This is a genomic window from Enterococcus sp. AZ095b, assembly GCF_051714725.1.
Classification (GTDB): domain Bacteria; phylum Bacillota; class Bacilli; order Lactobacillales; family Enterococcaceae; genus Enterococcus_B; species Enterococcus_B pernyi.
Genome location: NZ_JBIOSL010000001.1, coordinates 227,540 through 253,156, shown reverse-complemented (window position 1 = coordinate 253,156; position 25,617 = coordinate 227,540). Strand labels below are relative to the sequence as shown.

Sequence of the window (25,617 nt, the reverse complement as noted above, 5' to 3'; positions counted from 1 at the left end):
AGTCATACTCATCGACCTTATTAGTTATCTAAAATATCATTTTATCTATGGAGGGAAACATGAAAAAACAAATTTTAGCAACAGTTCTATGCTCTAGCGTTTTATTAGGAGTAGGTTTATCTATCGGAGGACAAGACGCTTCAGCTCACGGTTATGTGCAGTCACCGATCAGTCGTTCATACCAAGGTTCCTTAGACCGTAATGTGAACCATAATGCAGCATTAGCAAAATACGGTCCAGTGATTTATGAACCACAATCATTAGAAGCATTAAAAGGTTTTCCGCAAGCTGGCCCTGCTGACGGACGCATCGCTTCTGCAAACGGTGCTGTTGGAAACAACTTCAACTTAGACCGTCAAACTTCGACCATGTGGACAAAACAAGATTTGAACACAGGTCCTAATACATTTACTTGGCGTTATACCGCGACTCACCCTACAACTAAATGGCATTACTATATCACAAAAGCAGATTGGAATCCAAACGATCAATTAGATCGTAGCGATTTTGAATTGTTAACAACGATCAACCATGGTGGGGCTCAAGCTTCAACAAATCCATCACACTTAGTGAACATCCCTAATGACCGTCTTGGTTACCATGTTGTTCTAGCTGTTTGGGATGTAGATGATACAGCAATGGCATTCTACCAAGTAATCGATGTGAACTTGAAAGGTGATTCAGCAATTCCAGTAGCACCAACAGCACCACGTAACGTTCGTACTACTAATGTAACTTCTTCAACAACTCAATTGACTTGGGATGGACAAGTAAATGCTTCATCATTCAACGTTTACCGTGATGGTCAATTATTAGGAAACACAGCTTCACCAGATTTCAGCGATCAAAACCTAACTGCAGAAACTACATATAAATATGAAATCGAAGCAGTTGGACAAACAGGGCTAGTTTCTGAAAGAACAGCTTTATCTGTTACAACTTTATCTGAAACTACAGAAGAAAAACCAACTGCACCTAGCCACTTACACTCAATGGGTCAGACAAGTTCTAGCGTTTCATTGATGTGGGGAGCTTCTACTCACTCAAAAGGAATCAAAGAATACGAAATCTTGCGTGATGGCCAAGTAATTGGTTCAACAACTGAAACTGTTTTTGAAGTAGAAGGCTTAAAAGCTGAGACACAATACTCATTTGTAGTACGCGCAATCAGCAATGAAGGCGATGTTTCAGATGCAAGTAACACATTAACAATCACAACTGATCGCGATGAAAATGGCGGCGGTGACGAAAATGGTGGCGATGGCGGAAACGGCGGCGGTGAAGTCGTTACTGGACGTCAATGGACAGTAGGTAGCTTCTTCTCACCTGTTTCTTATACAGCCGGTGAAGAAGTTGTCCACAATGGTGTGACTTATATTACTTGGCAGTCTCACTTGAACTACGGTGATACAAACTGGGCACCAGGCATTGCTCACTCATTATTTTACCCTAAATAAATCAACTCACTACCCTTTATTCGACTAAACAACGATTCAAATAAGCAAGAGGCAATCACTCATTTGTGGTTGCCTCTTTTTTGTGATTTTTTATTCGGACAATTCAAAGTTCCACTTAAGTCAGAACATTTTTTATATGCTGACTTCTTCACGGATCTCCATTAGTTTTTCTTCAATCATTTGTAACACTTGTACTCTAGCTGCTTCATCTTCCACAAAGTTCAAACAGTCACCGTCGATTTGGATCTTAGGACTTTCATCGTAAGCTTCATACCATTCATCATAACGGCGATTCAATTCTTGATAATACTCATAGAGACTAGGGTCAAAAGAAAGTTGTTCATATGCCCGCCCTCTTTTTTCGATCCGTTCTAACATGGTTGAAAAAGATACGCGAATATGAACCAATAGATCGGGATGTTTTTTCGATGCCGCATAGGGCAATTCTTCCATCATGTTCGCCAATAATTCATCGTAGACTTGGACTTCTGTCGCTGTCGCTCGACCAAGATCTGCATTTAAATGAAATAATAATGAATCTTCATAGATCGAACGATCTAACACATTGTTATCCTCTTGCATCGCTTGCTTGATACTTGCAAATCGCTTATTCAAAAAATAAATTTGCAATAAAAACGCATATTGTTCAGGGTTTGCATAAAACAAAGGCAATACTTCGTTGTCATCGATTGATTCGTAAAACGCCTGACTCTTAAAATGGTCAGCAATCATTTTTGTTAAGCTTGATTTCCCTGCTCCTATCGTTCCTGCTAAAACAATCACACTCATTTCCCTCCAACTCACTTCTCCCACTAAATACAGTGTTTTTTTCTCATGTTTCTAAATATAACCCCAATATCTTGTGGTGTCAAACGAAATCGACAAGATTCTTTCCTATGAAAAATCAAAATTTTATTAAGAAAATCACGTTTTTTGTCGAGAAATCGTATTCTTTATTTTACTTCTTGACTGGTTTTAGTAAAATAAAGAAGGACTGTTTTTTTGGACAAACATTGCGCACATAGTAATAGGCGCTTTATTTTTTGTTAAAAAGCTACTCTTAGAGGAAAAGAAGGAGTTGTATTATGGCAATTCATGGCCAAGGGGAATCGAGTGGAAAACTGATTTTAATGGGTGAGCATGCTGTCGTTTACGGCGAGCCTGCCATTGCCTTTCCGTTTTATGCAACAAAAGTAACAGCTACACTTGAAGCACTCCAATCATTCAATAAAGATCAACTTATTTCTTCCTACTATATAGGAAATTTACATGATGCACCACATGCGTTGAATAATATCAAACAGCTGATTGCTGGTCTGAAAACTCACTACCATGTGCAAGACACCTTGCGTTTAACGATTGAAAGCACCATCCCTGCAGAACGTGGAATGGGTTCCAGTGCAGCCGTAGCTACTGCGATCACACGAGCTTTTTATTCCGCCTATGAGTTGCCATTATCACGAGAACAATTATTGGCGCATGTGCAAGTTTCTGAAAAAATCGCACATGGAAACCCCAGTGGAATCGATGCTGCCGCAACAAGTGGATTCGAACCGATTTATTTTACAAAAGGCCATCCTTTTGATTATTTTGCGTTGAATATCGATGCTTTCTTGATTGTCGCTGATACGGGAATCAAAGGACAAACACGTGCAGCGGTGAAAGATGTCGCACACCTTTTTGAGAAAGATGCGCAGAAAACTGGACAAAAAATCCAACAACTAGGATACTTGACGAAACAAGCTAAAAAAGCAATTATCGACAATTCGCCAGAAAAGTTAGCTGAAGCAATGAATGATGCCCAGCGCATTCTAAAAAGTTTGACGATCAGTAATGACTTTTTAGATACTCTGATCGCTACCGCACGTGCTGCTGGCGCTTTAGGAGCAAAATTGACCGGTGGCGGACGTGGTGGATGTATGATTGCCTTAGCACAAACAAAAACAGAAGCTCAAGAAATCAGCCACGCACTAATACAAGCAGGCGCAGCTGAAACTTGGATTCAAGGATTAGGAGTACATACCTATGCTTAGTGGTAAAGCCCGTGCTTATACAAATATCGCCTTGATCAAATATTGGGGCAAAAAAAATGAAGAATTGATTCTTCCGATGAACAACAGTTTATCTCTCACTCTCGATGCTTTCTACACAGAAACCGAAGTGATTTTTTCAGATTCGTTCACAGACGATCTGTTCTATTTAGATCATGAATTACAAACAGAAGCAGCCACCAAAAAAGTCAGTCGCTTCCTTGATCTTGTACGCATACAAGCGAATACAAACAAACGCGCAAAAGTGATCAGCCATAACTTTGTTCCAACAGCCGCAGGGTTAGCTTCCTCTGCAAGCGGTCTAGCTGCGTTAGCCGGCGCCTGTAATGAAGCCCTAGGACTAGAATTGGATAAACAATCCCTGTCCAGACTAGCTCGTCGCGGCTCTGGCTCTGCTTGTCGTAGTATTTTTGGTGGCTTCGTGGAATGGGAAAAAGGGCATGATGACCAAACTTCATATGCGCAACAAATCCCTTCTAATGGATTTGAAGACGAACTCGCCATGGTATTTGTATTGATCAATGATCAACAAAAAGATGTATCTAGTCGTGATGGAATGCGCCGAACAGTGAAAACTTCACATTTTTATCAAGGGTGGCTTGATTCAGTCGAAACAGATCTACGGGAGCTGAAACAAGCAATCGCTGAAAAATCGTTCCAAAAAATGGGCGAAATCATGGAGCGAAATGGGTTAAAAATGCACGGCACCACGTTAGCGGCTAATCCACCCTTCACCTACTGGTCTCCAGATAGTCTGAAGGCGATGCAAACGGTTCGTGAACTACGTGCTTCAGGCATTCCTTGCTATTTCACGATGGATGCAGGCCCAAACGTCAAAGTATTAGTTGAAAAGAAAAATCAAACGGCTGTTCAAGCAAAATTCATTGAATTATTTAGTCGTCAACAAGTGATTCTTGCTCATGCTGGGCAAGGAATCACGATTATTGAATAAAGGGAGATTGTTATGGTTGAAGTATCTGCACCTGGAAAACTTTATATCGCTGGAGAATACGCAGTTGTCGAAACGGGGCATCCTGCAATCATCGTGGCAGTCGATCAATTCGTCACAGTAACAGTGAAAGCTGCTCGGAAAGTCGGGAGTATCCAATCTGCACAATATAGCGAAATGCCTGTGCGTTGGACAAGACGAAAAGGCGAACTCATTCTAGATATCCGTGAAAACCCGTTCCATTATATCCTTGCTGCTATACGTTTAACTGAGAAATATGCACAGGAAAAAAACATTCTTCTTTCATTTTATGACTTGAAGGTAACCAGTGAATTAGATAGCTCAAATGGTAGGAAGTATGGACTAGGTTCTAGTGGCGCAGTAGCGGTAGCGACTGTACGAGCATTGAACCAATTTTATGCACTGAATTTATCTCAGCTTGAGATTTTTAAAATTGCAGCCTTAGCTAATCTAGCTGTCCAAGACAATGGTTCTTGTGGTGATATTGCGGCTAGCTGTTATGGTGGTTGGATCGCCTTCTCCACTTTTGACCACCAATGGCTCAAAGAACAAGAATCAAGTAAAACGATCAGTGAATTATTAGCGCTCGATTGGCCTGGTTTATCTATTGAATCCTTACACACTCCGGAAGATCTCCGTTTATTGATTGGTTGGACTGGTAGTCCTGCCTCTACTTCCGACTTAGTGGACCAAGTACATCGCTCTCGTGAAGATAAAATGGCGGCGTATCAACAATTCCTTGAAGATAGTACGCTTTGCGTCAACACGATGATCCAAGGTTTTAAAGAAAACGACGTTGCTTTGATCCAAGAAATGATTCGTAAAAATCGTGAATTATTGCGTGATCTGTCTGCCATCACTGGCGTGTTGATTGAAACACCAGCATTAAATAAACTGTGTTGTTTAGCTGAACAATTTGAAGGCGCGGCGAAATCTTCTGGCGCTGGCGGTGGGGATTGTGGCATCGTGATCGTGGACCAAAAATCAGGTATCCTTCCACTGATGAGTGCTTGGGAAGAAGCTGAAATCACCCCGCTTCCATTACATGTCTACCATCAACAGAAAGAGGACAAGTTATGAATCGAAAAGATGAACATGTATCATTAGCTAAAGCATTTCATAACAAACAAATAAATGAATTTGACTTCGTTCGACCTGTCCATCATCCACTTCCACAAAGCAAGGTCGATGAAGTGTCTTTGAAGACAGAAGTTGCAGGTTTTACTCTTTCTAGTCCTTTCTATATCAATGCCATGACTGGCGGTAGTGAAAAAACAAAAAAGATCAATCATGACCTTGCACAGATTGCTAAAAGTGCTGGATTGATGGTTGCTACCGGTTCTGTCAGCGCCGCCTTGAAAGATCCTTCCTTGGCAAATTCTTATACGGTGATGCGAGATGTCTATCCTGAAGGGAAGATTTTAGCGAATGTCGGTGCTGGTACTTCTGTCGCACGTGCCCAAGAAGCTGTAGCACTCTTCCAAGCGGATGCGTTACAGATCCATTTAAATGCACCACAAGAATTAGTCATGCCTGAAGGGGATCGCGATTTTTCGCAGTGGAAAGAACTGATCTCAGAAATCCAACAAACTCTTGATGTGCCAGTGATCGTAAAAGAAGTGGGCTTTGGGATGACGAGGGAGACCATCATTGAACTGTCTGAACTAGGTATCAAGACGATTGACGTCAGTGGACGTAGCGGAACAAGCTTCACACAAATCGAAAATGCTCGTCGTAAAAAACGTGAATTGGCTTATTTGACGGATTGGGGACAATCTACTGTGTCCTCCTTACTTGAAGCGAACGAAGCAAATACAGCCGCCGAAATCATTGCTTCGGGTGGCATACGAAATGCTTATGATATCTTTAAAGCATTGTGTCTTGGTGCGAACGCTGTAGGGATTTCCGGAACGATCTTGACGCACTACATGACACACGGGATCGAGGAGACGATTGCTCTTATGGCACAGTGGCAAGAAGAACTACGAATGCTCTATGCTATGGTCGGTGCAACAAAAACAAGTGATTTAACCAAACAATCCTTGATTTTTTCTGGCCCGGTCAAAGAATGGTGCGAAGCCAGAGACATCCCATTATCAAAATATGGTCGGCGCAAATAAAAATGACGAGTGCATACGATGCACTCGTCATTCTTTGTTTATTATGGTTGTTTTCCGATATAAGCTAAGATACCGCCATCTACATACAAGATATGTCCGTTAACAAAATCAGACGCACTTGATGCTAAGAAGACAGATGGTCCAGCTAAGTCGATTGGATCACCCCAACGAGCGGCTGGTGTACGGCCAACGATAAATTGGTCAAATGGATGACGCTCCCCGTTTTCTTGTGTTTCTCTTAATGGCGCTGTTTGCGGCGTCGCGATATAGCCAGGTCCGATCCCATTACATTGAATGTTGTACTGACCATATTCTGAAGCAATGTTTTTCGTCAACATTTTTAATCCGCCTTTAGCAGCAGCATAGGCACTTACTGTCTCACGGCCAAGTTCACTCATCATTGAACAAATATTGATGATTTTCCCACCACCTTTTTCAATCATATCTGGGATGACTGCTTTCGACATGATAAATGGTGCGTTCAAGTCTACGTCGATGACTTGACGGAAATCCGCCACATCCATTTCGATCATTGGTGTACGTTTGATGATGCCTGCATTGTTGACCAAAATATCGATTGGACCAACTTCTGATTTGATTTGTTTGACCATTGCTTGTACTGCTGACTCATCCGTCACATCACAAACATAGCCTTTTGCTTCAATGCCAATTTCTTTGTAGTTGGCAATCCCTTCATCTACTGATTCCTGAGTTAAATTATTGAAGACGATCGTTGCTCCAGCTTCTGCTAATGAGCGAGCAATCTCAAAACCGATTCCGTATACCGCACCGGTGATTAAAGCGACTTTATTGTCTAAGCGAAACATATCCATATTGAATGACATTTTTATCTTCCTTTCCTATTTCAATTGATCCATTGATACCATATCCATATCTGTATAGGTGATATTTTCACCACACATTGCCCAGATAAACGAATAATTGCTTGTGCCAACACCTGAGTGGATCGACCAACTTGGCGAAATCACGGCTTGTTCATTATCTACGACTAAATGTTTGGTTTCATCTGGTTTACCCATCATATGGAACACACGTGTATCTTCATTTGCATAATCAAAGTAAACATAAGCTTCCATGCGACGTTCATGTGTATGACAAGGCATCGTGTTCCATGAACTACCCGGTTCTAAAATGGTATAACCCATCTGTAATTGACAGCTTTCACAAACGTTTGGATGGATATATTGGTAGATTTTGCGCTCATTCAATGTGACGCCTTCGCCTGTTTCCATGGGTTTCACTTGATCGATGCTGATTTTTACATTTGGATATTTGTGATGTGCTGGCACAGAACTGATGTAAAATTTTGCAGGGTTTTCTGGATCTACCGAGGAGAAAACTACATGCTCCGTTTCTTTACCGATGTAATACCCATCTTGTTTCTTCATTTCTTCTTTTTCACCGTCGATTCCAATGAATCCGGGTCCGCCGATGTTGATCACACCAAGCTCGCGACGTTCTAGGAAATAAGTAACACCTAGTTCTTTATCTAGTTTGATTTCTAATGGATGAGTTGTTGGTGTTACACCGCCGAAGATCATACGATCATTGTGCGTATAAGTAAGACTGATTTTCCCTGGAACAAATACTTTCTCTACCAAAAATTCATTTCTCAATTGTTCTGTTGAATAATGACGGATATCCTCTGGGCTATGTGTATAACGTGTTTCCATTTCTTGCATGTTGATAGACTCTCCTTTATCGAATGATTTTTCCAGAACCGCTAGTGATAAAACTAGCAACTTCTGCTTGATTGAATTGGTTGCAATCTCCATGAATCGTGTGTTTCAACGCAGAGGCTGCTGTCGCAAAATCAATAATTGCTTGTGGTTGCATCTCTTCTAAAATTCCATGAAGCAATCCCCCAGCAAACGCATCTCCTCCACCCACACGATCAACGATCGAAGTGACTTGATGAAGCGGCGATTCGAAATAGCTATCCTTCATCCACAAGGTACCTTGTAGATCATTTTCACTCGCTGAATGCACCGTACGTTTGGTTGAGTAAAACGTTTGGATGTTGGGAAATCTTTCTTGCATTTTTTCGTAATAATAAATAAGTGGATTTACTGTCGTTTCAGGTGCTTTTGCTATCCCTAACAAATAAAGCGCATCCATCTCACCCGCTGAACAAATATCAACGAGTGGTAATAATTGTTCTAACACTTTACCCGCTTCTTGTTGTGTCCACAGCTTGCCCCGATAATTGATATCAAAACTGATTTGACAACCTGCTTGTTTGGCTGCTTCCATAAGTTCTTTTGTCAGCCATCGCCAATTTTCTGATAATGCCGGTGTGATTCCTGAAACATGGAATAGATCGACTCCCTTAAAACAATCCTCTAGTGACCATTCCAAGCGATCCATCACCGCGAAACTAGAACCAGCACGATCATAAATGACTGAAGCCGCACGTTCACCGATCCCTGTTTCCATATAATATGTGCCAAGCCGAGGGCCGCCTTTCAGCAGTAGGCTAGTATCTACCCCATAGCTTCGTAAGTGTTTTTCGACTGCCAGACCCAGTGAATGTTCTGGGACTTTTGACATGAACGAAACCATATGTCCATAATTTGCTAATGAGATCGCGACATTCGCTTCCCCACCGCCATAATGCGCGCAAAAATGATCACTGTCTTGTAACCGTTGTCCCTGTTCTGTCGACAAGCGTAGCATGATTTCTCCGAGTGTCACGACTCTTCCCATCAGCGGTTACCTCGTAATTTCTTTCATTTTTGCCGCATATTGTTGTGCGACTTTTGTCACTTCCTCAAAATCTCCATGAGCTGCTGGAGCCAACAAGTTCCCACCAACACCAACAGTGATCACGCCTGCCTCAAACCATTCTTGCATGTTTTCTAAACTGACCCCACCAGTAGGCATGATATTGACATGGGGCATCGGCGCTTTGAATGCAGAGATGATACTTGGACCGAAAGCACTTCCAGGAAATAGTTTGACGATGTCTACGCCACTTTTTAGCGCTGTTTTGATTTCATCGATCGTCATACATCCTGGTAAATAAGGGATTTGGTATAAATTGCATAGTTCTGCGGTTTCCTGATCAAAACAGGGGCTGACGATATACTCAGCACCTGCTAAAATCGCTAAACGCGCAGTAATAGCATCCAACACTGTCCCTGCACCGATCACCACATCCTGTTGGTCTTTGTAGGTTTCTACTAGTTCTTTAATTACTCGATCTGCTTGTGGCACGGTGAAAGTCAACTCAATGCCAGTTAGTCCGCCTTTGATAATCGCGTGACAAGCATTCAGTGCTTCTTCATTTGTTGCTCCTCGTACGACTGCAATAACTCCCGCTTGTTTCAAACGAGATAAGATATCCATTTTTTTCATCTTCCCACCCATTTCTTATTTGGAAATTATAGTTTACAATAAAGAAATTTACATCTTCATTATACGGCAGGAATAAAAAAATGCAAACGCTTTTTAGCTTTTTTCAAAAGTTTTTTCGATTTCTTCTTTCGTTTGCAGGATCGTTTGAATGATTTGAGCCTTGCTTTCTTCACTTAATCGGTATTTCGGCATACTGACACTAAACGCTCCAACCACCTGGTTCTCATGAACTAAAGAGGTACCGATGCAAAAAATGTCTTTTTCGACTTCTTCATCATCGAAGGCGATTTTTGTTTGTTTAACTTGCTGGATCTCTTTTTTTAGTTTTAAAGAATTGGTAATTGTATATTCAGTGAAGGGGACCAGAGGACATTGTTCGATATACTGTTGATATTGCTCTTCCGTAAAATGCGCCAAGACGGCTTTCCCCATTGCTGAACTATATAAAGGTCTCGTGATACCGATTTTTGAAGACATACGGATCGTTTGATTTTTAGGGTCCAACTTATTGACATAGAGAATCTCGTTGTTGTCTAAAATACCTAGATGAATGGTTTCATCAATTGTTTGTTGTAGTTTTTCCAAAAATGGCAAAGTACGTTCAACTAGATCGATTTGATCGATATTTTTGTTTGCATATCGGACCAGTTTCCCACCTAAACGATAATTTTTTTCTTGATTTTTATTTACATAACCAATCATGGATAACGTATCTAAAATTTTTAATGCAGTAGATGACGTCATGTCGATACCTTTTGCAATTTCTTGTAATGAAGCATCTGGATGCTCTGCTAGATAATCTAAAATATGCGAAGCTTTGATTAAAACGGTCCCATAAGGTTTTTTATTTTCCATATTCCACTCTCCTATTTCTATATAGGAAATTATATCGGAAAGAACGATAATTTAAAAGGGATCTTTGTTTTCTTCTTCATAATGCGTATAATGAACAAACGCTCCTGCCAGATCTTTTTTCAAAAATTCTTTGGGAGTTACGCCAAATTCGGTTTTGAATGCGCGTAAATAGTGAGGATAAGAAGCGAAACCACATTTACTATAAACGGAACTTGAGTTGCCGTACTCTCTTAATAGTTGTTTTGAATAAAGTAGTTTTTTCTTCATCACGTATTGATGAAAGGTAAAACCAGTATGTTTTTTGAATTCGCGAGTCACGTGATATTTACTGATGAAAAATTCTTTTTCCATTTGTTTGAGTGAGAGGGGTTCACTCAAATTCTCTGCGACAAATTGGAGCATTTTTTCTAACCGTTCATTTGGTACAGTGAAATTTTCTTCCGAAATATGTTCTTCGATCTGTACCATACGGTTGAGAAAAATCAAATATTCGACTAGCGCTTGTTCATAACGAATATCTGCACCATAATCTTTTCGATCCAACGTTTGGTCGATAAAAGAAAGTTTTTCTTTTAGTACTTGTGGTTCAATATGTAATATCCGGCTTCGGCGTTCACCAATCGGCCAAAAACAGGCGGATAGATTGGACCACTTGGTGGAACGACTCTCTAAGAATGCAGGGGTGATAAACATGTAGACACGCTCGAATACATCAGTTGATTGACGAACGATCCGATGCAGATCTCTTGAATGGATCAATAAAACATTTCCTGATTGGATCGTAAACTGACGACCATCTAAATAAAAAATGGCTTCTCCTTCCAAAGTGGCATGGATCTCATAGAAATCATGATGATGATAGACCGTTTTATTTTGACTAACGATATCTTTCACGTGATAAATCTCATATTGATCAGAAATCATCGTATTGACTTCTTTTCCATTGATGTGTTTTTTCTCCATGCCTATCTCCCCTTTCGCATTGCTCAATAATGAGCAAATGCACATTCCTGCGTTTTCTTATCCAGTAACGTGACTCAGTATCGAGACAGCGTGCTTTAGCGCATCGTCTTTTGTTTCTTCTAAAACGATATAAAGATACGGACGATGCTCCTGCGCGATTGTTACGATGGCTTCGTAATCAATCAGTCCCGTACCTAAATCAGCCGGGATAATCTTCCCTTCATCAGAAACGAGGTAGTCTTTTAGATGTAATCCGCAAATTTTTTCTCCAAAACGTTCAAAGGCTTCTTCAACTAATCCAACTTGTTGGTGATGATTTTCTGCAGTGATCAAATTCGTTGGATCTAAAATGATACCCAGATAATCCGAATCGATTGTTTCAATTAACTCTGCTACGCGATCAAGCGAATACAAAGGATGATTCAACCCTGGTTCGATACCGACCATCATTCGATATTTTTCGCCAGCTCGCACTAACTGGCGAATCGCTTCAACGATTTGTGAAAAGGCCTCCTCCGAAAAGTTCTTCTCTGTATAACCTGCTTCACTCACGCTCCCCGTCTCGGTTGCGACCATCGTCGCCCCGAAGCTTGCAGCATATTGGAGATATCTTTCAAATTGACGAAGCACCGTTTCACGAACAAATAGATCAGGATGGATCATGTTGATATAACAGCTTAAGATACCGACACTTATGCCTTCTTTTGCGAGAATATTTTTCATATATTGCCCCATTCCAGCATTGATGGCTTGTCCATCTGATGGAAGTGTAGGAAATGAACGACTTAATGCCAATTGTAGCGTAGAAATTTTTTGTTGACTCACTTTTTTTGCTAAATCATCCACGGTTTGTACATGGCTCAAGTCATGCCCTCTGGCGACTAGGTTTAATTTCATCATGCTTTCTCCTTTATCCTAATAGATCCGGTAACCACATCACGATTTTGGGGAAATACGTAATCAACAATAAAACTGTTAATATGACACCGTAAAATGGTAACAGCGGCTTCAACATCGCTTCTGCTTTAACTCCACCAACACTCGCTCCTACATATAGTCCGGTACCTACTGGTGGGGTAATGGAACCGACACAAAGATTCATGATCGAAAATAAGCCATAGTGGACTGGATCGACACCAACACTTGTCGCGATCGGCAAGAAAATCGGCGTAAAAATCAAAATCGCTGGCGCGACATCCATAAACATCCCAACAAGTAACAAAATGATATTGATCAATAATAAAATAATGAAGCGATTATCAGTGACTCCAATGATCAGACTGCTGATTGCTTGAGGTATCCCAGTAAATGCCATAGCGAATGACATCATGGAAGACGTCGCTAATAAAAACATGATCGTTCCCGACATCGCCACGGATTGTACCAACATCTTTGGTATATCTTGTAGTTTCACTGTCTTGTAGAAGAACATGGAGATCAATAAAGAATACAATACCGCAATCGCAGATGCTTCGATAGCTGTGAAGAATCCTGTTAAAATACCACCAATGATGATAACGATCAAAGCTAAACTTGGGATTGCTTCTTTTAACACTTTTCCGACTTGCTTCCCTTGTCCTTTTGGTACTGTCGGATATTTATTTTTCTTCGCCACTACAAATGCAACGAGCATGATTCCTAACGACCACAAAGCTCCCACTAAATAGCCACCCATAAATAGAGCTGAGATCGAAGCGCCTCCGGCAACTAAAGAATACATGATAAATGCTGTACTTGGTGGGATCACCATCCCTGTAGGTGCCGAAGCAATATTGACTGCTGTCGCAAATTTACGATCGTACCCTTCTTCGACTTGTTGCGGAATCAGCACGCCCCCAATCGCTGTCGAAGCAGCAATCGCCGAACTGGAGATTGAGCCGAACAATGCGTTTCCTAAAACATTCGTATGGGCCAAAGACCCAGGGATCCGACCAACAAACAACATAGCAAAATCAACTAATTTTTTAGCAATCCCACCATGGCTCATAATGATTCCTGAAAAAACGAAAAATGGAATGGCAATCAATGAGAAACTATTGATACTCCCGACCATTTTTTGCGCAGAACTAAACGCTGCGACATCAAAGGGAATCGCTAATAACAACGTGAGCATCGATGAAAAAGCGATACTGATTGCAATGGGCATTCCAACAATCAATAAAAAGACAAAAACAAAAAATAAAATTGCACCTGCTTCTAAAGCCATCAAATTCCTCCTATCCCTTTTCCTGAACGACAGACTTCCTATTCATTGCTTCAATCAAATTGATCAAACTGTAGATAATGATCAAAACACCTGAGACCGGCACCGATAAATAGACATAGCCCATCGGAATCCCTAATGAAGGGGAAATTTGCCCCATCGTCAATGTCACAGCATTCCAACCACCATAAACCATGATCGTGATTGCAAAAGCCAGAAAAAGACACTGAACGACGATCTCCAATACATTCGCTTTCTTACCAGTCAGTTTCTCACTTAACAGTGTAACTGCTAAGTGCCCTTTTTGACCCACTACATAAGCGGAAGATAGCATCGCAAACCAGACTAATCCAAAACGCACTAATTCTTCTGTTACAGTATTTGGATTACCCAAAATCGTTCGCGAGAATACTTGCCACAAGACAATGATGATCATACCGATCAACAGACATGCTCCTAGAAATTCTAACAGCCGACTGATTCCTTTTTTCATCGATTACACCCCTTCTTCTTGGATCATTCGGTAAAGCGTCTGAAAATCCGGATGATTTTTGAATTCGTCATGCAACGGTGCGACTGCTTCACGAAATGGCGTATTGTCCACTTCATTGAACTGGACGCCATATTCTTCCGTTGCCACTCTTTTTTCTTCTTCGATTGCTTGAGCGAATGCTTCGATTTCAAAAATCGTTGATGCTTTCGCCGCTTCTTCGATTGCTTGTTGTTGCTCAGCAGTCAAACGTTCTTTGATCGCATCGTTCATGATGATGATATCCGGCACTCGTGTATGCTCATCATAGGAATAATACTTGGCTACACCACCATGCCCGGCTGTATACAAAACAAATTCATTGTTCTCTGATCCGTTGATCAAGTTTGACTGTAGCGAAGTATATACTTCGTCACTGCCCATCGGCACAGGTGATCCACCTAGTAGTTCCACCATTCTAATGGCCGTTTCACTTTGCATCACGCGGATTTTTTTCCCTTTTAGATCATCCGGTGTGTGGATCGGGCCATCGACCATATAAAAACTACGTTGCCCTGAATCATAATAGGTGAGACCAGAAAAACCTAAATCTGTCGTTGATTGATAAATGGGTGGCATGATCTCTTCGTTCTCCATGACATTGAAGAAATGTTGCTCATCATTGAACAAGTAAGGAACTGAAAAAATCGAATAGACTTTAGAGAAACTTTCTAACGCAGAAGCACTGACTTTCGTAAAATCAATCGCACCTGATTGAGTCAGTTCGATCAATTCACGTTCTCCCCCCAATTGACCATCAGGAAAATATTTTACTTTGACTGAGCCAGCTGTTTTTTCTTCTACTAACTCTCCGAATTTATTCATTGCATCAATGACTGGCTGACTATTACTGGCATAAGCAAAACGTAAAGTGATCGTTGCTTCTTCCTCTGCATTTGCGACAACACCAACACTTGACTGACTACTACAACCACTCAAACCGATGATTCCCAGTAAACAAAAAGCAAAAGCAAGTGTTTTTTTCATTTTTTTCTCCTTTCTATCAACAATACGACACAAGTAATTCTGTCAGACATAATACAAGTAACGATTGGCCATAAGGCATCGCTGTCTTGCCAATCGTACGGTAAAACTCTAAATCATCGCCCATCCCTGTACCTACCGAAACATTTTGAACTTCGCCAGTTTCATCTACTTGCTCAAGCAACCCTTGGATCGCACGATAGGCGGTTTCTAAATATTTCTTTGGCAAGTAGCGCTCATGCACTGCTTTTAAAATACCGTAAGCAAAACCTGCTGTCGCAGATGATTCTAAGTATGAGGTTGGATCATCGATCAAGGTATGCCATAAGCCACTTTCTGATTGCTGATCTGCTAAGGTTTGCACTTGGGCTTCTAGCGTTTCTATTAATAATTTACGGAAAGCATCTCCTTCTTTTAGTTCCAGAATCGCGATGATTTCAGGAATCGCAATCGTCAACCAACAATTTCCCCTTCCCCAAAATGCTTCCGCATAATTATGATTACCTTCAAAGGTCCACCCGTGGTACCAAAGACCTGTACGTTTATCCATCAAATATTTGATGTGGATCATAAATTGGTATCTGGCTTCCTCTAGGTATTCTGGACGATCTAGGAGCTTACCGATTTTGGCTAATGGCAAAACCGTCATCATCAAGGTGTCATCCCACAATTGATTCTTATTTTCCGGTCCATATGTAGCGTGCTGTAATCCGTCTTCCTCTGTCCGAGGCATATCATTCATGACCCATTCCGCCCATTGCTTCAAGTAAGGCAAGTAGCGTGTATCACCTGTCTCCTCATATAAATACGCCATCGTGAGGATTGGTGCCATCGTATTGACGTTCTTCGGCGGTGCGCCTTCTTGCATCCGTGCTTCAAACCATTCCTTCACCACTTCCGCCGCACGAGGATTTTTAGTCAACTGATAATTTTTATAGATACCGTATAGCCCTACACCTTGTGGCCAGTTCCAAATAGACCAACTTTTGTCATCCACCTTTAACCCATCAAAATCCAATAAAAATTCACCTAAATCATCGTTGATCGTCGTCAAATTCTCCACTAATCGGTCAATCGTTCCTTCTACAACTTCTTTCTGTACAAATAGTTCCTCTTTAATAATCAATTTCCCCTCTCCTTTTTAAACGCTTTCATTCTATGCTGTTAATATATCAGTAAACGCTTTCTCAATAAATAGCATCATTTGAACAAAAACTATCTAAAATTGACATAACGAGATTATTAATGGGTTTTCTGTAAAAAAGAGCCCTATCAAAAGAAAAACCATGACGCCTACCGCTCGTCATGGCTTCAAAATCAACCGTTTATAAAAATGTATACACCATAAAAAATGGCAAACATGCAAGTAAAGGAAACCAAAAGTAGTTCTTACGAAAACCCAACTCGCTATTTTCCTGATTCGCTCGCATGCGATCCCCTGAAACTGCTGTGCCAGAAAGTGCAATTCCGATCAAAAGTAACCCAATGCCAATGTTACGTAAGATTTCTCGTTCCAAAAGAAAGGATAGTCCAAGAGAAACGACACACGCAATCAACAAAGTAACAATATATTTCTTCAAGATCTCATCTCCTTTTTTATAGAAAAATAGTAGCATAGCATATTCATCAAAATACCTATTATTCGAGTTATCTAATACTTCTTTTTTTAGATATTAGAAAAAAAAGCTACGACATTTTTCTCTTCTAACAACATATTGAGCGATTCTACAAAAATTATTTCCGGAAATTCTTCTGGTGTATCGCTTGATAGACATTATCTTAAAAAGAAAAAACAACGAACCAAGTGAGAAGATTCTCTCATGCTTGATTCGTTGTTGGGACAACTTTTAGTTATGAATTACGCATTATATGCGTCGATAATGATTTGTTTCAACTCACTGATCAATGGTTCTTTTGGATTGGCTGTTGTACATTGATCTTCATACGCTAATTCAGCCATGCGATCAACTGTTGTGTCTAATGTTTCTTGCGTCACGCCTTGCGCTCTCAAGCTCATGTCGATACCAACAGATTTTCCTAAGTCGCTAACAGCTGTTGCCAATGCTTCTACAAGCTCTGCTGTTGTTTTCCCTTTCAAACCTAAGAACTTCGCGATATCCGCGTAGTCTGTATCCGCACGGAAGTAGTCATATTTAGGGAACATCGCATGTTTTTGTGGATCTTTCGCATTATAGCGGATGATATGCGGCAATAGGATCGCATTTGTACGTCCATGAGGGATACCGTATTCTCCACCGATTTTATGCGCAACTGAGTGACAAATTCCTAAGAAGGCATTGGCAAAGGCCATACCAGCCATTGTTGACGCATTATGCATTTTTTCGCGTGATTCCATATCTGGTGTTTTCACTGATTTTTCCAAGTAGTCAAAGACTAATTTGATTGCTTGTAAACTCAACCCACGAGTGTAATCAGAAGCCATCACAGAGACATAAGATTCGATAGCATGTGTCAATACATCCATACCTGTATCCGCTGTAACAGAAGCGGGAACTGACATCACAAATTGTGGATCAACGATTGCCACATCTGGTGTCAATGCGTAGTCAGCTAATGGATATTTCACATGTGTTTCGCTATCTGTGATTACTGCGAATGGTGTCACTTCTGAACCAGTTCCTGATGTTGTTGGGATACATACAAACTGTGTTTTTTCAGGTTTGTCGATTTTATACGTACGTTTACGGATATCTAAGAATTTTTGTTTTGCGCCAAAGAATGAAGTATCTGGGTGCTCATAGAACATCCACATGCCTTTCGCCGCATCCATTGCTGATCCGCCCCCAAGAGCGATCACTGTATCTGGTTTGAAGTCCGCCATCATTTTTGTACCAGCGTAAACTGTATTTGTTGAAGGGTTTGGTTCAACATCTGAAAAGATCTCGATTTTCACATCATTTTTACGACGTGCTAATACTTCTCTTACAGTGTCACAGTAGCCGAATTGGACCATACCTGGGTCACAAACGATCATGACACGTTCAACGTTTTCCATTTTTTCCAAGTAAAGCAAAGAATTCTTTTCAAAAAAGATTTTTGGTGGTAATTTGAACCATTGCATGTTATTTCTCCGTTTCGCTACAGTTTTGACGTTGATTAAGTTGACTGCTGATACGTTTCTTGAAACAGAATTCTTTCCGTATGAACCACAACCTAGTGTCAATGATGGAATCATTTCGTTGTAGATATTTCCGATTCCGCCTTCTGCTGATGGTGTGTTGACTAAGATACGGCAAGCTTTCATGCGTAGTCCAAATTGAACATGCAACTCTTCGTTTTCTGAATGGATGACAGCTGTATGCCCTAATCCACCAAGGTTCAACATTCCTTCACATAATTCGAAAGCATGTTCTGTACTGTTTGATTTGACCATTGCTAAAACCGGTGAAAGTTTCTCACGTGAAAGTGGATAATCAGGCCCTACGCCTTCTAATTCTGCCACTAATAATTTGGTTCCTTCTGGTACATTGATCCCTGCTAATTTTGCAATATCCATTGCTGAATGTCCCACGATTGCAGGATTTACAGCGTATTTACCTTCATTCATGACAGCATCTTCTAATTTTGAAAGCTCTGCTGGTTTGACGAAGTACACTTGGTGAGCTTGGAATTCTGCTTTTACGGCTGCATAGATTTCTTTATCTACGATGACTGCTTGCTCAGAAGCACAAATCATGCCGTTATCGAATGTTTTTGATACGATCAAGTCATTCACTGCACGTTTTACTTTTGCTGTTTTTTCGATATATGCAGGAACGTTACCCGGTCCAACACCTAAAGCTGGTTTACCAGTTGAATAAGCGGATTTTACCATGCCTGCGCCACCAGTTGCTAATACGATTGCAATTCCTGGGTGGTTCATCAACATTGAAGTCGCATCGATCGATGGATGCTCGATCCATTGGATACAGTTTTCTGGCGCACCTGCTGCGATGGCTGCATCACGAACGACTCTTGCTGCCTCAGCGGAACATTTTTGAGCGCTTGGATGGAAAGCAAAAACGATTGGGTTTCTGGTTTTCAAAGCGATCATTGATTTAAAGATTGTTGTTGAAGTTGGGTTTGTTGTTGGTGTTACGCCACAAACGACGCCGACTGGTTCAGCAATCTCAATCAACCCTTTTTGAGTGTCTTCATTGATTACTCCGACAGTTTTGTCATATTTGATACTGTTCCAAATATATTCTGAAGCATACATATTTTTGATTGCTTTATCTTCATAGATGCCACGGCCAGTTTCTTCGACAGCCATTTTTGCTAGAGGCATGTGCTGATCTAATGCAGCCATTGCCATTTCATGCACAATGTGATCTACTTTTTCTTGATCAAAACTTTCCATTTCTTTCAACGCAACATTTGCTTTTGTCGCTAAATCGTCGATCATCGCTTGTACATCAACAGTTTTTGTCTCTTCTTTTTCCATTATTTTAGCCATTATGTTCCTCCTACTGAGTCATGGTTATTTGTTAATTATTTCACATACACATCATACAACACTTTTTTTTCGATGTAAATACTTTTTTGTGATTTTTTTCACAGTTATATTTTTCTTTAGAAACAGTCCGTTCCACAAGAGAGATTATCGAGTGACCGCTCCATAATGGCAGATGTGATTTATTTAGCAAAGTCACACAAAAAAGACTGATCGCCTTCTTATCTCTATACGAGATAGGAATGACGACAGTCTTTTTGATAAAGAATGATCGAACTCCGTATACATTTAGCCCACGCGTGGCAAACAACCGGTGTCTATAATTCTTTTTCTTCTTTTTTCTCTTCAGGTGTTTCTGGAACTTCAACAGTTTCAATTACTTCTGGTTCTGTCGGTTCTTCTACTGGTGCGATTGGTGTGCTTGTCATCGCGCCTGTACCTGGTTTTACCGTTTTGATGGCTGCTCGATCGTATTCTAAAAAGATCCCTTCGCAGTCTAAAACAACTGTACGATTTGTCTCGTCGATTTCTGAGACTACGCCATGAAGTCCACCGATCGTGACTACTTCATCGCCAGCTTTCATACTATCAAGCAAGTTTTGACGTTCTTGTTGTTGTTTCTTTTGTGTACGTGACATAAAGAACCACATCCCTAATAGGGCAACGAACATCACTAACATTGGTAATGAACCCATTTTTTTCACCTCACTAACTAAATATCTACACTAAACACTTTAGCAGAAAAAGGCGCTAGAAACTAGTTTTTTAACTAAATTTCACAAATCCTGCTAGAAACTTTTTGCGTTTTCTTTATTGAACCCATACTCTTCGAAAAAGGCTGCACGAAACTCTAATAAGTTATCATCCATAATCGCTTGTCGAACTTGTTTCATCAAGTTTAATAAGAAGTATAGATTGTGATAAGACGTTAAACGGATGCCAAATGTTTCATCACATTTGATCAAGTGACGAATATATGCTCTCGTATAATTTTTACAAGTATAGCAATCACATTTTTCATCGATTGGACGGAAGTCCCGGGCATATTGCGCATTTTTTACGACTAATCGTCCTTGCGATGTCATACATGTTCCGTTACGAGCGATTCGGGTTGGTAGAACACAGTCGAACATATCGACTCCACGAATCACGCCATCAATCAATGAATCCGCAGCTCCTACCCCCATCAAATAACGTGGCTTATGATCTGGGATCAATGGCGTCGTAAATTCTAAGACACGGTTCATCTCAGCTTTTGGTTCACCGACAGATAAACCTCCGATGGAATACCCAGGGAAATCCATACTGATTAAGTCTTTCGCACTTTGTTTACGTAAATCTTCAAAACCAGCTCCTTGGATGATACCAAATAATCCTTGACGATCTGGATTCGCATGAGCTTTCAATCCACGTTCTGCCCAACGAGAAGTTCGTTCAACTGATTTTTTCACATAATCATAGCTCTCATCAAATGGAGGACATTCATCAAAACTCATCATGATATCAGAACCTAATTTATTTTGGATGTTGATGGCTTTTTCAGGAGACAAGAACATTTTTGAGCCGTTCAAGTGGTTTTTGAAATGCACACCTTCTTCAACGATGTTACGCATATCACTTAATGAGAAGACTTGAAATCCACCAGAATCAGTTAAAATCGGCTGGTCCCAATTCATAAATTTATGCAAGCCACCTGCTTCTTCGACCAAATCTTCTCCAGGACGAAGCCATAAATGATAGGTATTACTCAAAATCACGCCTGCACCCATTTCTTTTAGTTCTTCCGGCGACATAGTTTTAACGGTAGCTAGTGTACCCACAGGCATAAACATCGGCGTTGGAAAAGTTCCATGGGGAGTAATCAATTCACCAAGGCGGGCGCCTGTATGTTTTTCTTTTTTTATTAAACGATAACGAATGGCAGGTTCTGTCATTCAATTCCCTACTTTCTTTTATAGAATCGCGTTTGCAACTCCCACCATCATAATCTTTTCAACTACTTTTTGCAAGAGCTTCTCTTTTTTTATAGTTCTTTTTAACCTGCTTTTTTTGCGAACCTTTCAATAATGAAAGAGTAATCCCTGAGCTAATTCGGCCCTTCTTTGATATACTAAGGGTATCAAAAAAAGGAGTGAAGTGTATGGTATCTTCTGGGGAACTAAAAAAACAAGCAAAAGATAGCTTAAAGGGACGCTGGGGGCAAGCAATTTTGTTGAATCTGATTCCAACATTGATCACAATTGCTATTATTCTTATTTTAGCTTTGCCTACCGCTTTACTGATTGCATCGATGCAAGACAGTAGTTCAATACAAGAAATGGTGAATGGCTCAAGTAGCAGTAGTTCAGGTGGAGGGATCGTTTCTACGATCATCAGTGCATTATTCATGAGTGGGATTTCTTGGACCTATTTAGACATTATCCGTGGGAAACGAACAACGATCGAACCATTCAAAGATGCTTTCCGAGGTTTTTCAGGCGTATTCTTCGGTGGCGTTCTATTGTTAGCACTAGTGACAACAATTTTCACTACGTTATGGGCATTGCTTTTAGTCATTCCTGGGATCATCAAAGGGTATGCCTATTCTCAAAGTTATTTCATTTACTATGATGTCGTAACAGAAACAGGTGAAAAACCAAAAATCCTTGATACGATTACAGCAAGCCGTAAATTGATGGATGGCTACAAAGGAAAATTATTCTGGTTAGACTTATCGTTTATCGGATGGCACATCTTAGCAATTGCCACAGTCGGTATCGGTTATCTATGGTTGAATCCATACATCACTGCAACTAAAGCTGCTTTTTACGAACAATTACCAAAACAAGTTTAATCAGCTTTTTCACCATAATAAAAAGGATTGGAAAATCTCCAATCCTTTTTTGGTGTTTATTTTTTTACATTTCAGATTCTGGTGCTTCTACTGTCTCTTCCTCATCTGGCAATTGGTGGAACTTGATCAATTCATTGACCCCAATCGGTATGAGCGACAAGATTCCTACTAAGAACCAATGATTCAAACTAATATGAACTAACCCAAATAATTCTTGCGTGAATGGTAATAAAGCGACTGCTGACGTGATAAGAAGGGAAAGAATCGCCATTTCCACTAACGATTTATTCGTTGCTAAGTTCACTTTGAAAATCGATTGACTACTACGAACATTAAAGACATGAATGATCGAAGAGTAAGCCAATACTAGAAATGCAACGGTTTGGCCAACTTCTTGACTAGCATCAACCCAAGGGCTGATCGTATCGACGAAGCTTCCTAAGTAGTAACCAAATAAAGTGACTACCGTAAATATTCCTGCATTGATGGCAATTTTCTTCATTAGACCACGAGCGAAAATTCCTTCATTTTTAGGAATTGGTGCTTCATTCATGATCCCTTCCTCTGCTGGTTCTCTTCCTAGAGCGAAACCAGGTAGTCCATCAGCAACAACGTTTACGAACAACAGTTGAACGGCTGTAAATGGTGCCCCCCAACCAACTAACATCGCAATCAATACGATAAAAATCTCAGAGATATTACAGCTTAATAAGAAGTTGATGGCTTTTCGAATATTTTGATAAACGGAACGTCCTTGGCTAACTGCATCTACGATCGTAGCGAAGTTGTCATCGGTCAAAATCATGTCAGCGGCACTTTGCGCTACATCTGTACCGGTGATCCCCATCGCACATCCAACGTCACTCGCTTTCAATGCTGGCGCATCGTTCACACCATCACCTGTCATTGCGACCACAGCACCTGTTCGTTGCCATGATTTGACGATTCGGATTTTATCTTCTGGGGTTACGCGAGCATAAACGGATAAATCTTTTACTCGATCATCCAACTCTTCATCAGATAACGCACGGAGTTCCGCACCTGAAAGAGCTTCGTTACTATTGGTCAAAATTCCCAATTCTTTGGCAATCGCACTGGCAGTGACGACATGATCCCCAGTGATCATCACTGTTTTGATACCAGCTTTTTTCGCACGCTTGATAGCACCTTTACTTTCAGGACGCGGCGGATCGATCATACCGATCAAGCCAATCAAACGTAGATCTTTTTCTAAAGCTTCTGAAGTGATTTCTTGTGGTTTTTCGTCATACGTTCGATAACCTACTGCAATTACACGTAAGGCACGTTTCCCAAAACGGTCGTTGACCACTTCTGCTTGTTCAACGTCTCCAGACGTAAATTTTGGTGCTAAGACATCAAATGCGCCTTTAGTGATAGAGATATATTTATCACCCATTTTATGGACAGTCGTCATCATTTTTCGATCAGAGTCGAATGGAAGTTCGTCAACCCTTGGGTATTTTTCTTCTAATTCTTCTTTTGTATGATAGTTTTCCTCAACTGCACGTACAATTGCTGCTTCCGTTGGATTACCTTTGACGATCAATTCATCGTCCTCTTTTTCAACCGTCACATCTGTACATAATGCAGCCATTTTTAAAATTTCCATCGCGCTATTTGTCATTGAATCTTCGACATCTGTTACCTCATCTTCTTTACTCCACACACGACGTACGCGCATCCGGTTTTGTGTCAGTGTACCGGTTTTATCCGAACAGATGACATTCGCAGTACCGAGCGTTTCAACAGCTGGCAGCTGACGAATAATCGCATGTTTTTTCGCCATTTTCTGTACACCATAAGCAAGTGTCAATGTAACGATAACAGTTAATGTTTCTGGTACTGCGGCAACAGCTAAGGAAATCGAAGTCATGAACATTTCAAGTAACGGTTCCCCTTGAAGTTCACCAATCAAAAAGACTAAGGCAGCAGCTGCTAATGCAATCACACTGATTCGCTTCCCTAATTGATTCAAACGGACTTGTAGTGGTGTTTTCTGCATTGTATGGTCATTTAATAATCCGGCAATTTTTCCCATTTCGGTCTGCATACCAATCGCTGTGACGATCGCTTTCCCACGACCAGCAGCAACGGTACAACCTTTAAAGACCATGTTCAATTGGTCACCGAGAGAGTCATCTTCTTGACTTATGTAACCTGCGTCTTTTTCGACAGCCTCACTTTCACCGGTTAGAGCTGATTCTTCTACACGTAATTGTGATGTTTCAACTAAGCGAGCATCCGCAGCAATCGCTGATCCTGCTTCTAATACCAGCACATCCCCGACAACTAGATTCTCAGCATCTACTTTTTCTACTTTACCATCTCTGAGGACCGTAGCGGTTTGTTTATTCATATCTTGTAGGGATTCTAATGCTTTTTCTGCATTTCCTTCTTGAACAATCGCTAGAACTGAATTGATGATAACAATCGCAATGATCAAGAGTCCTTCGAACAGGTCTCCATGTTCAGTTGCAAATGCGGTGTAAAATGAAATGACTGCGGCAACTAACAAAACAATCGTGGTGAAATCTGAAAGACTTCGTATAAATTTTTTGAAGAGTGATTCTTTGGGGGCTTCTTCGAATTGATTTTTGCCTTGTTTTTGACTTCTTTCTTTTGCTTCAGTCATCGACAAGCCTTGATCTATATCTACTTTTGTTTCTTCTGCTATTTCTTCTATTGTTTTTTTGTAACTATCCATCCTATACCTCCTTTAAAAATCATACGTTATGTATAACGCACTATTTTAGTATAACATCATTTTTTTAATTAATTCAACTATATCGCATATATATAT

General features: G+C 40.6%; 23 protein-coding genes. 6 read left to right on the top strand and 17 right to left on the bottom strand.

Going from position 1 to position 25,617, the window contains the following annotated elements:
- Window positions 1-59 precede the first annotated feature (59 nt).
- Window positions 60-1,457, top strand: coding sequence for a lytic polysaccharide monooxygenase (locus IGJ99_RS01210; protein ID WP_438770463.1), 1,398 nt, complete (start codon window positions 60-62; stop codon window positions 1,455-1,457).
- 132 nt (window positions 1,458-1,589) lie between these two features.
- On the opposite strand, the gene IGJ99_RS01205 is transcribed toward IGJ99_RS01210, so the two are convergent.
- A complete protein-coding gene (locus tag IGJ99_RS01205; protein WP_023518966.1) occupies window positions 1,590-2,246 on the bottom strand; it encodes a deoxynucleoside kinase in 657 nt (218 codons plus the stop codon).
- A gap of 296 nt (window positions 2,247-2,542) precedes the next feature.
- On the opposite strand from IGJ99_RS01205, the gene mvk reads away from it, so the two are divergent.
- From mvk to fni, 4 genes are read left to right on the top strand one after another with little or no spacing between them, the layout of a single operon-like run.
- Complete coding sequence (gene mvk / locus IGJ99_RS01200; protein WP_010736572.1) at window positions 2,543-3,490, top strand: mevalonate kinase; 948 nt, start codon at window positions 2,543-2,545, stop codon at window positions 3,488-3,490.
- Window positions 3,483-4,460, top strand: coding sequence for a diphosphomevalonate decarboxylase (gene mvaD / locus IGJ99_RS01195; protein WP_010736573.1), 978 nt, complete (start codon window positions 3,483-3,485; stop codon window positions 4,458-4,460). The genes mvk and mvaD overlap by 8 nt, the downstream gene beginning before the upstream one ends.
- A gap of 12 nt (window positions 4,461-4,472) precedes the next feature.
- Window positions 4,473-5,558 carry a phosphomevalonate kinase gene (locus IGJ99_RS01190; RefSeq protein WP_023518965.1) on the top strand — a complete coding sequence of 362 codons (1,086 nt, stop codon included), beginning with the start codon at window positions 4,473-4,475 and terminating at the stop codon, window positions 5,556-5,558.
- Entirely contained in the window at window positions 5,555-6,598 is a 1,044-nt protein-coding gene (gene fni, locus IGJ99_RS01185) for a type 2 isopentenyl-diphosphate Delta-isomerase (RefSeq protein WP_438770461.1), read from the top strand. Before IGJ99_RS01190 ends, fni begins: the two co-directional genes overlap by 4 nt.
- Window positions 6,599-6,639: 41 nt before the next feature.
- Here the strand turns inward: fni and IGJ99_RS01180 are convergent, their stop codons facing one another.
- The 15 genes from IGJ99_RS01180 to tgt form a co-directional block, all read right to left on the bottom strand.
- On the bottom strand, window positions 6,640-7,443 hold the full coding sequence (locus IGJ99_RS01180) for a gluconate 5-dehydrogenase (protein ID WP_010736576.1): 804 nt from the start codon (window positions 7,441-7,443) through the stop codon (window positions 6,640-6,642).
- 15 nt (window positions 7,444-7,458) lie between these two features.
- Window positions 7,459-8,301: a 5-dehydro-4-deoxy-D-glucuronate isomerase gene (kduI, locus tag IGJ99_RS01175; RefSeq protein ID WP_010736577.1), complete on the bottom strand. Its 843-nt coding sequence runs from the start codon at window positions 8,299-8,301 to the stop codon at window positions 7,459-7,461.
- 16 nt (window positions 8,302-8,317) lie between these two features.
- A complete protein-coding gene (locus IGJ99_RS01170; protein ID WP_010736578.1) occupies window positions 8,318-9,325 on the bottom strand; it encodes a sugar kinase in 1,008 nt (335 codons plus the stop codon).
- A gap of 6 nt (window positions 9,326-9,331) precedes the next feature.
- The gene (locus IGJ99_RS01165) at window positions 9,332-9,976 is read right to left on the bottom strand and encodes a bifunctional 4-hydroxy-2-oxoglutarate aldolase/2-dehydro-3-deoxy-phosphogluconate aldolase (RefSeq protein WP_041684164.1); all 645 of its coding nucleotides are present in this window, start codon (window positions 9,974-9,976) and stop codon (window positions 9,332-9,334) included.
- 93 nt (window positions 9,977-10,069) lie between these two features.
- The gene (locus tag IGJ99_RS01160; protein WP_010736580.1) at window positions 10,070-10,831 is read right to left on the bottom strand and encodes an IclR family transcriptional regulator; all 762 of its coding nucleotides are present in this window, start codon (window positions 10,829-10,831) and stop codon (window positions 10,070-10,072) included.
- A gap of 51 nt (window positions 10,832-10,882) precedes the next feature.
- Window positions 10,883-11,794 (bottom strand): AraC family transcriptional regulator, encoded by a 912-nt coding sequence (locus IGJ99_RS01155; RefSeq protein ID WP_023518961.1) that lies wholly within the window; start codon window positions 11,792-11,794, stop codon window positions 10,883-10,885.
- A gap of 57 nt (window positions 11,795-11,851) precedes the next feature.
- Window positions 11,852-12,694 carry a sugar phosphate isomerase/epimerase family protein gene (locus IGJ99_RS01150; RefSeq protein WP_114543705.1) on the bottom strand — a complete coding sequence of 281 codons (843 nt, stop codon included), beginning with the start codon at window positions 12,692-12,694 and terminating at the stop codon, window positions 11,852-11,854.
- Window positions 12,695-12,704: 10 nt separating this feature from the next.
- Window positions 12,705-14,000: a TRAP transporter large permease gene (locus tag IGJ99_RS01145; protein WP_438770459.1), complete on the bottom strand. Its 1,296-nt coding sequence runs from the start codon at window positions 13,998-14,000 to the stop codon at window positions 12,705-12,707.
- Window positions 14,001-14,010: 10 nt separating this feature from the next.
- Window positions 14,011-14,490: a TRAP transporter small permease gene (locus IGJ99_RS01140; protein ID WP_010736585.1), complete on the bottom strand. Its 480-nt coding sequence runs from the start codon at window positions 14,488-14,490 to the stop codon at window positions 14,011-14,013.
- A 3-nt stretch (window positions 14,491-14,493) separates the two neighbouring features.
- On the bottom strand, window positions 14,494-15,513 hold the full coding sequence (locus tag IGJ99_RS01135; RefSeq protein ID WP_010736586.1) for a TRAP transporter substrate-binding protein: 1,020 nt from the start codon (window positions 15,511-15,513) through the stop codon (window positions 14,494-14,496).
- A 16-nt stretch (window positions 15,514-15,529) separates the two neighbouring features.
- Window positions 15,530-16,636 (bottom strand): beta-galactosidase BglB, encoded by a 1,107-nt coding sequence (gene bglB / locus IGJ99_RS01130; protein WP_438770458.1) that lies wholly within the window; start codon window positions 16,634-16,636, stop codon window positions 15,530-15,532.
- A 199-nt stretch (window positions 16,637-16,835) separates the two neighbouring features.
- Window positions 16,836-17,090, bottom strand: coding sequence for a hypothetical protein (locus tag IGJ99_RS01125; RefSeq protein ID WP_010736588.1), 255 nt, complete (start codon window positions 17,088-17,090; stop codon window positions 16,836-16,838).
- Between the two features lie 278 nt (window positions 17,091-17,368).
- Complete coding sequence (gene adhE, locus IGJ99_RS01120) at window positions 17,369-19,966, bottom strand: bifunctional acetaldehyde-CoA/alcohol dehydrogenase (RefSeq protein WP_019722420.1); 2,598 nt, start codon at window positions 19,964-19,966, stop codon at window positions 17,369-17,371.
- A gap of 314 nt (window positions 19,967-20,280) precedes the next feature.
- Window positions 20,281-20,658 carry a preprotein translocase subunit YajC gene (gene yajC, locus IGJ99_RS01115; RefSeq protein ID WP_010736590.1) on the bottom strand — a complete coding sequence of 126 codons (378 nt, stop codon included), beginning with the start codon at window positions 20,656-20,658 and terminating at the stop codon, window positions 20,281-20,283.
- A 93-nt stretch (window positions 20,659-20,751) separates the two neighbouring features.
- Window positions 20,752-21,897: a tRNA guanosine(34) transglycosylase Tgt gene (gene tgt, locus IGJ99_RS01110; RefSeq protein ID WP_010736591.1), complete on the bottom strand. Its 1,146-nt coding sequence runs from the start codon at window positions 21,895-21,897 to the stop codon at window positions 20,752-20,754.
- 206 nt (window positions 21,898-22,103) lie between these two features.
- Here tgt and IGJ99_RS01105 point away from each other — a divergent pair, with 206 nt between their 5' ends.
- Window positions 22,104-22,796, top strand: coding sequence for a DUF975 family protein (locus tag IGJ99_RS01105; protein WP_023518956.1), 693 nt, complete (start codon window positions 22,104-22,106; stop codon window positions 22,794-22,796).
- A gap of 64 nt (window positions 22,797-22,860) precedes the next feature.
- Here the strand turns inward: IGJ99_RS01105 and IGJ99_RS01100 are convergent, their stop codons facing one another.
- Window positions 22,861-25,521: a calcium-translocating P-type ATPase, PMCA-type gene (locus tag IGJ99_RS01100; protein ID WP_010736593.1), complete on the bottom strand. Its 2,661-nt coding sequence runs from the start codon at window positions 25,519-25,521 to the stop codon at window positions 22,861-22,863.
- Window positions 25,522-25,617: the final 96 nt, after the last annotated feature.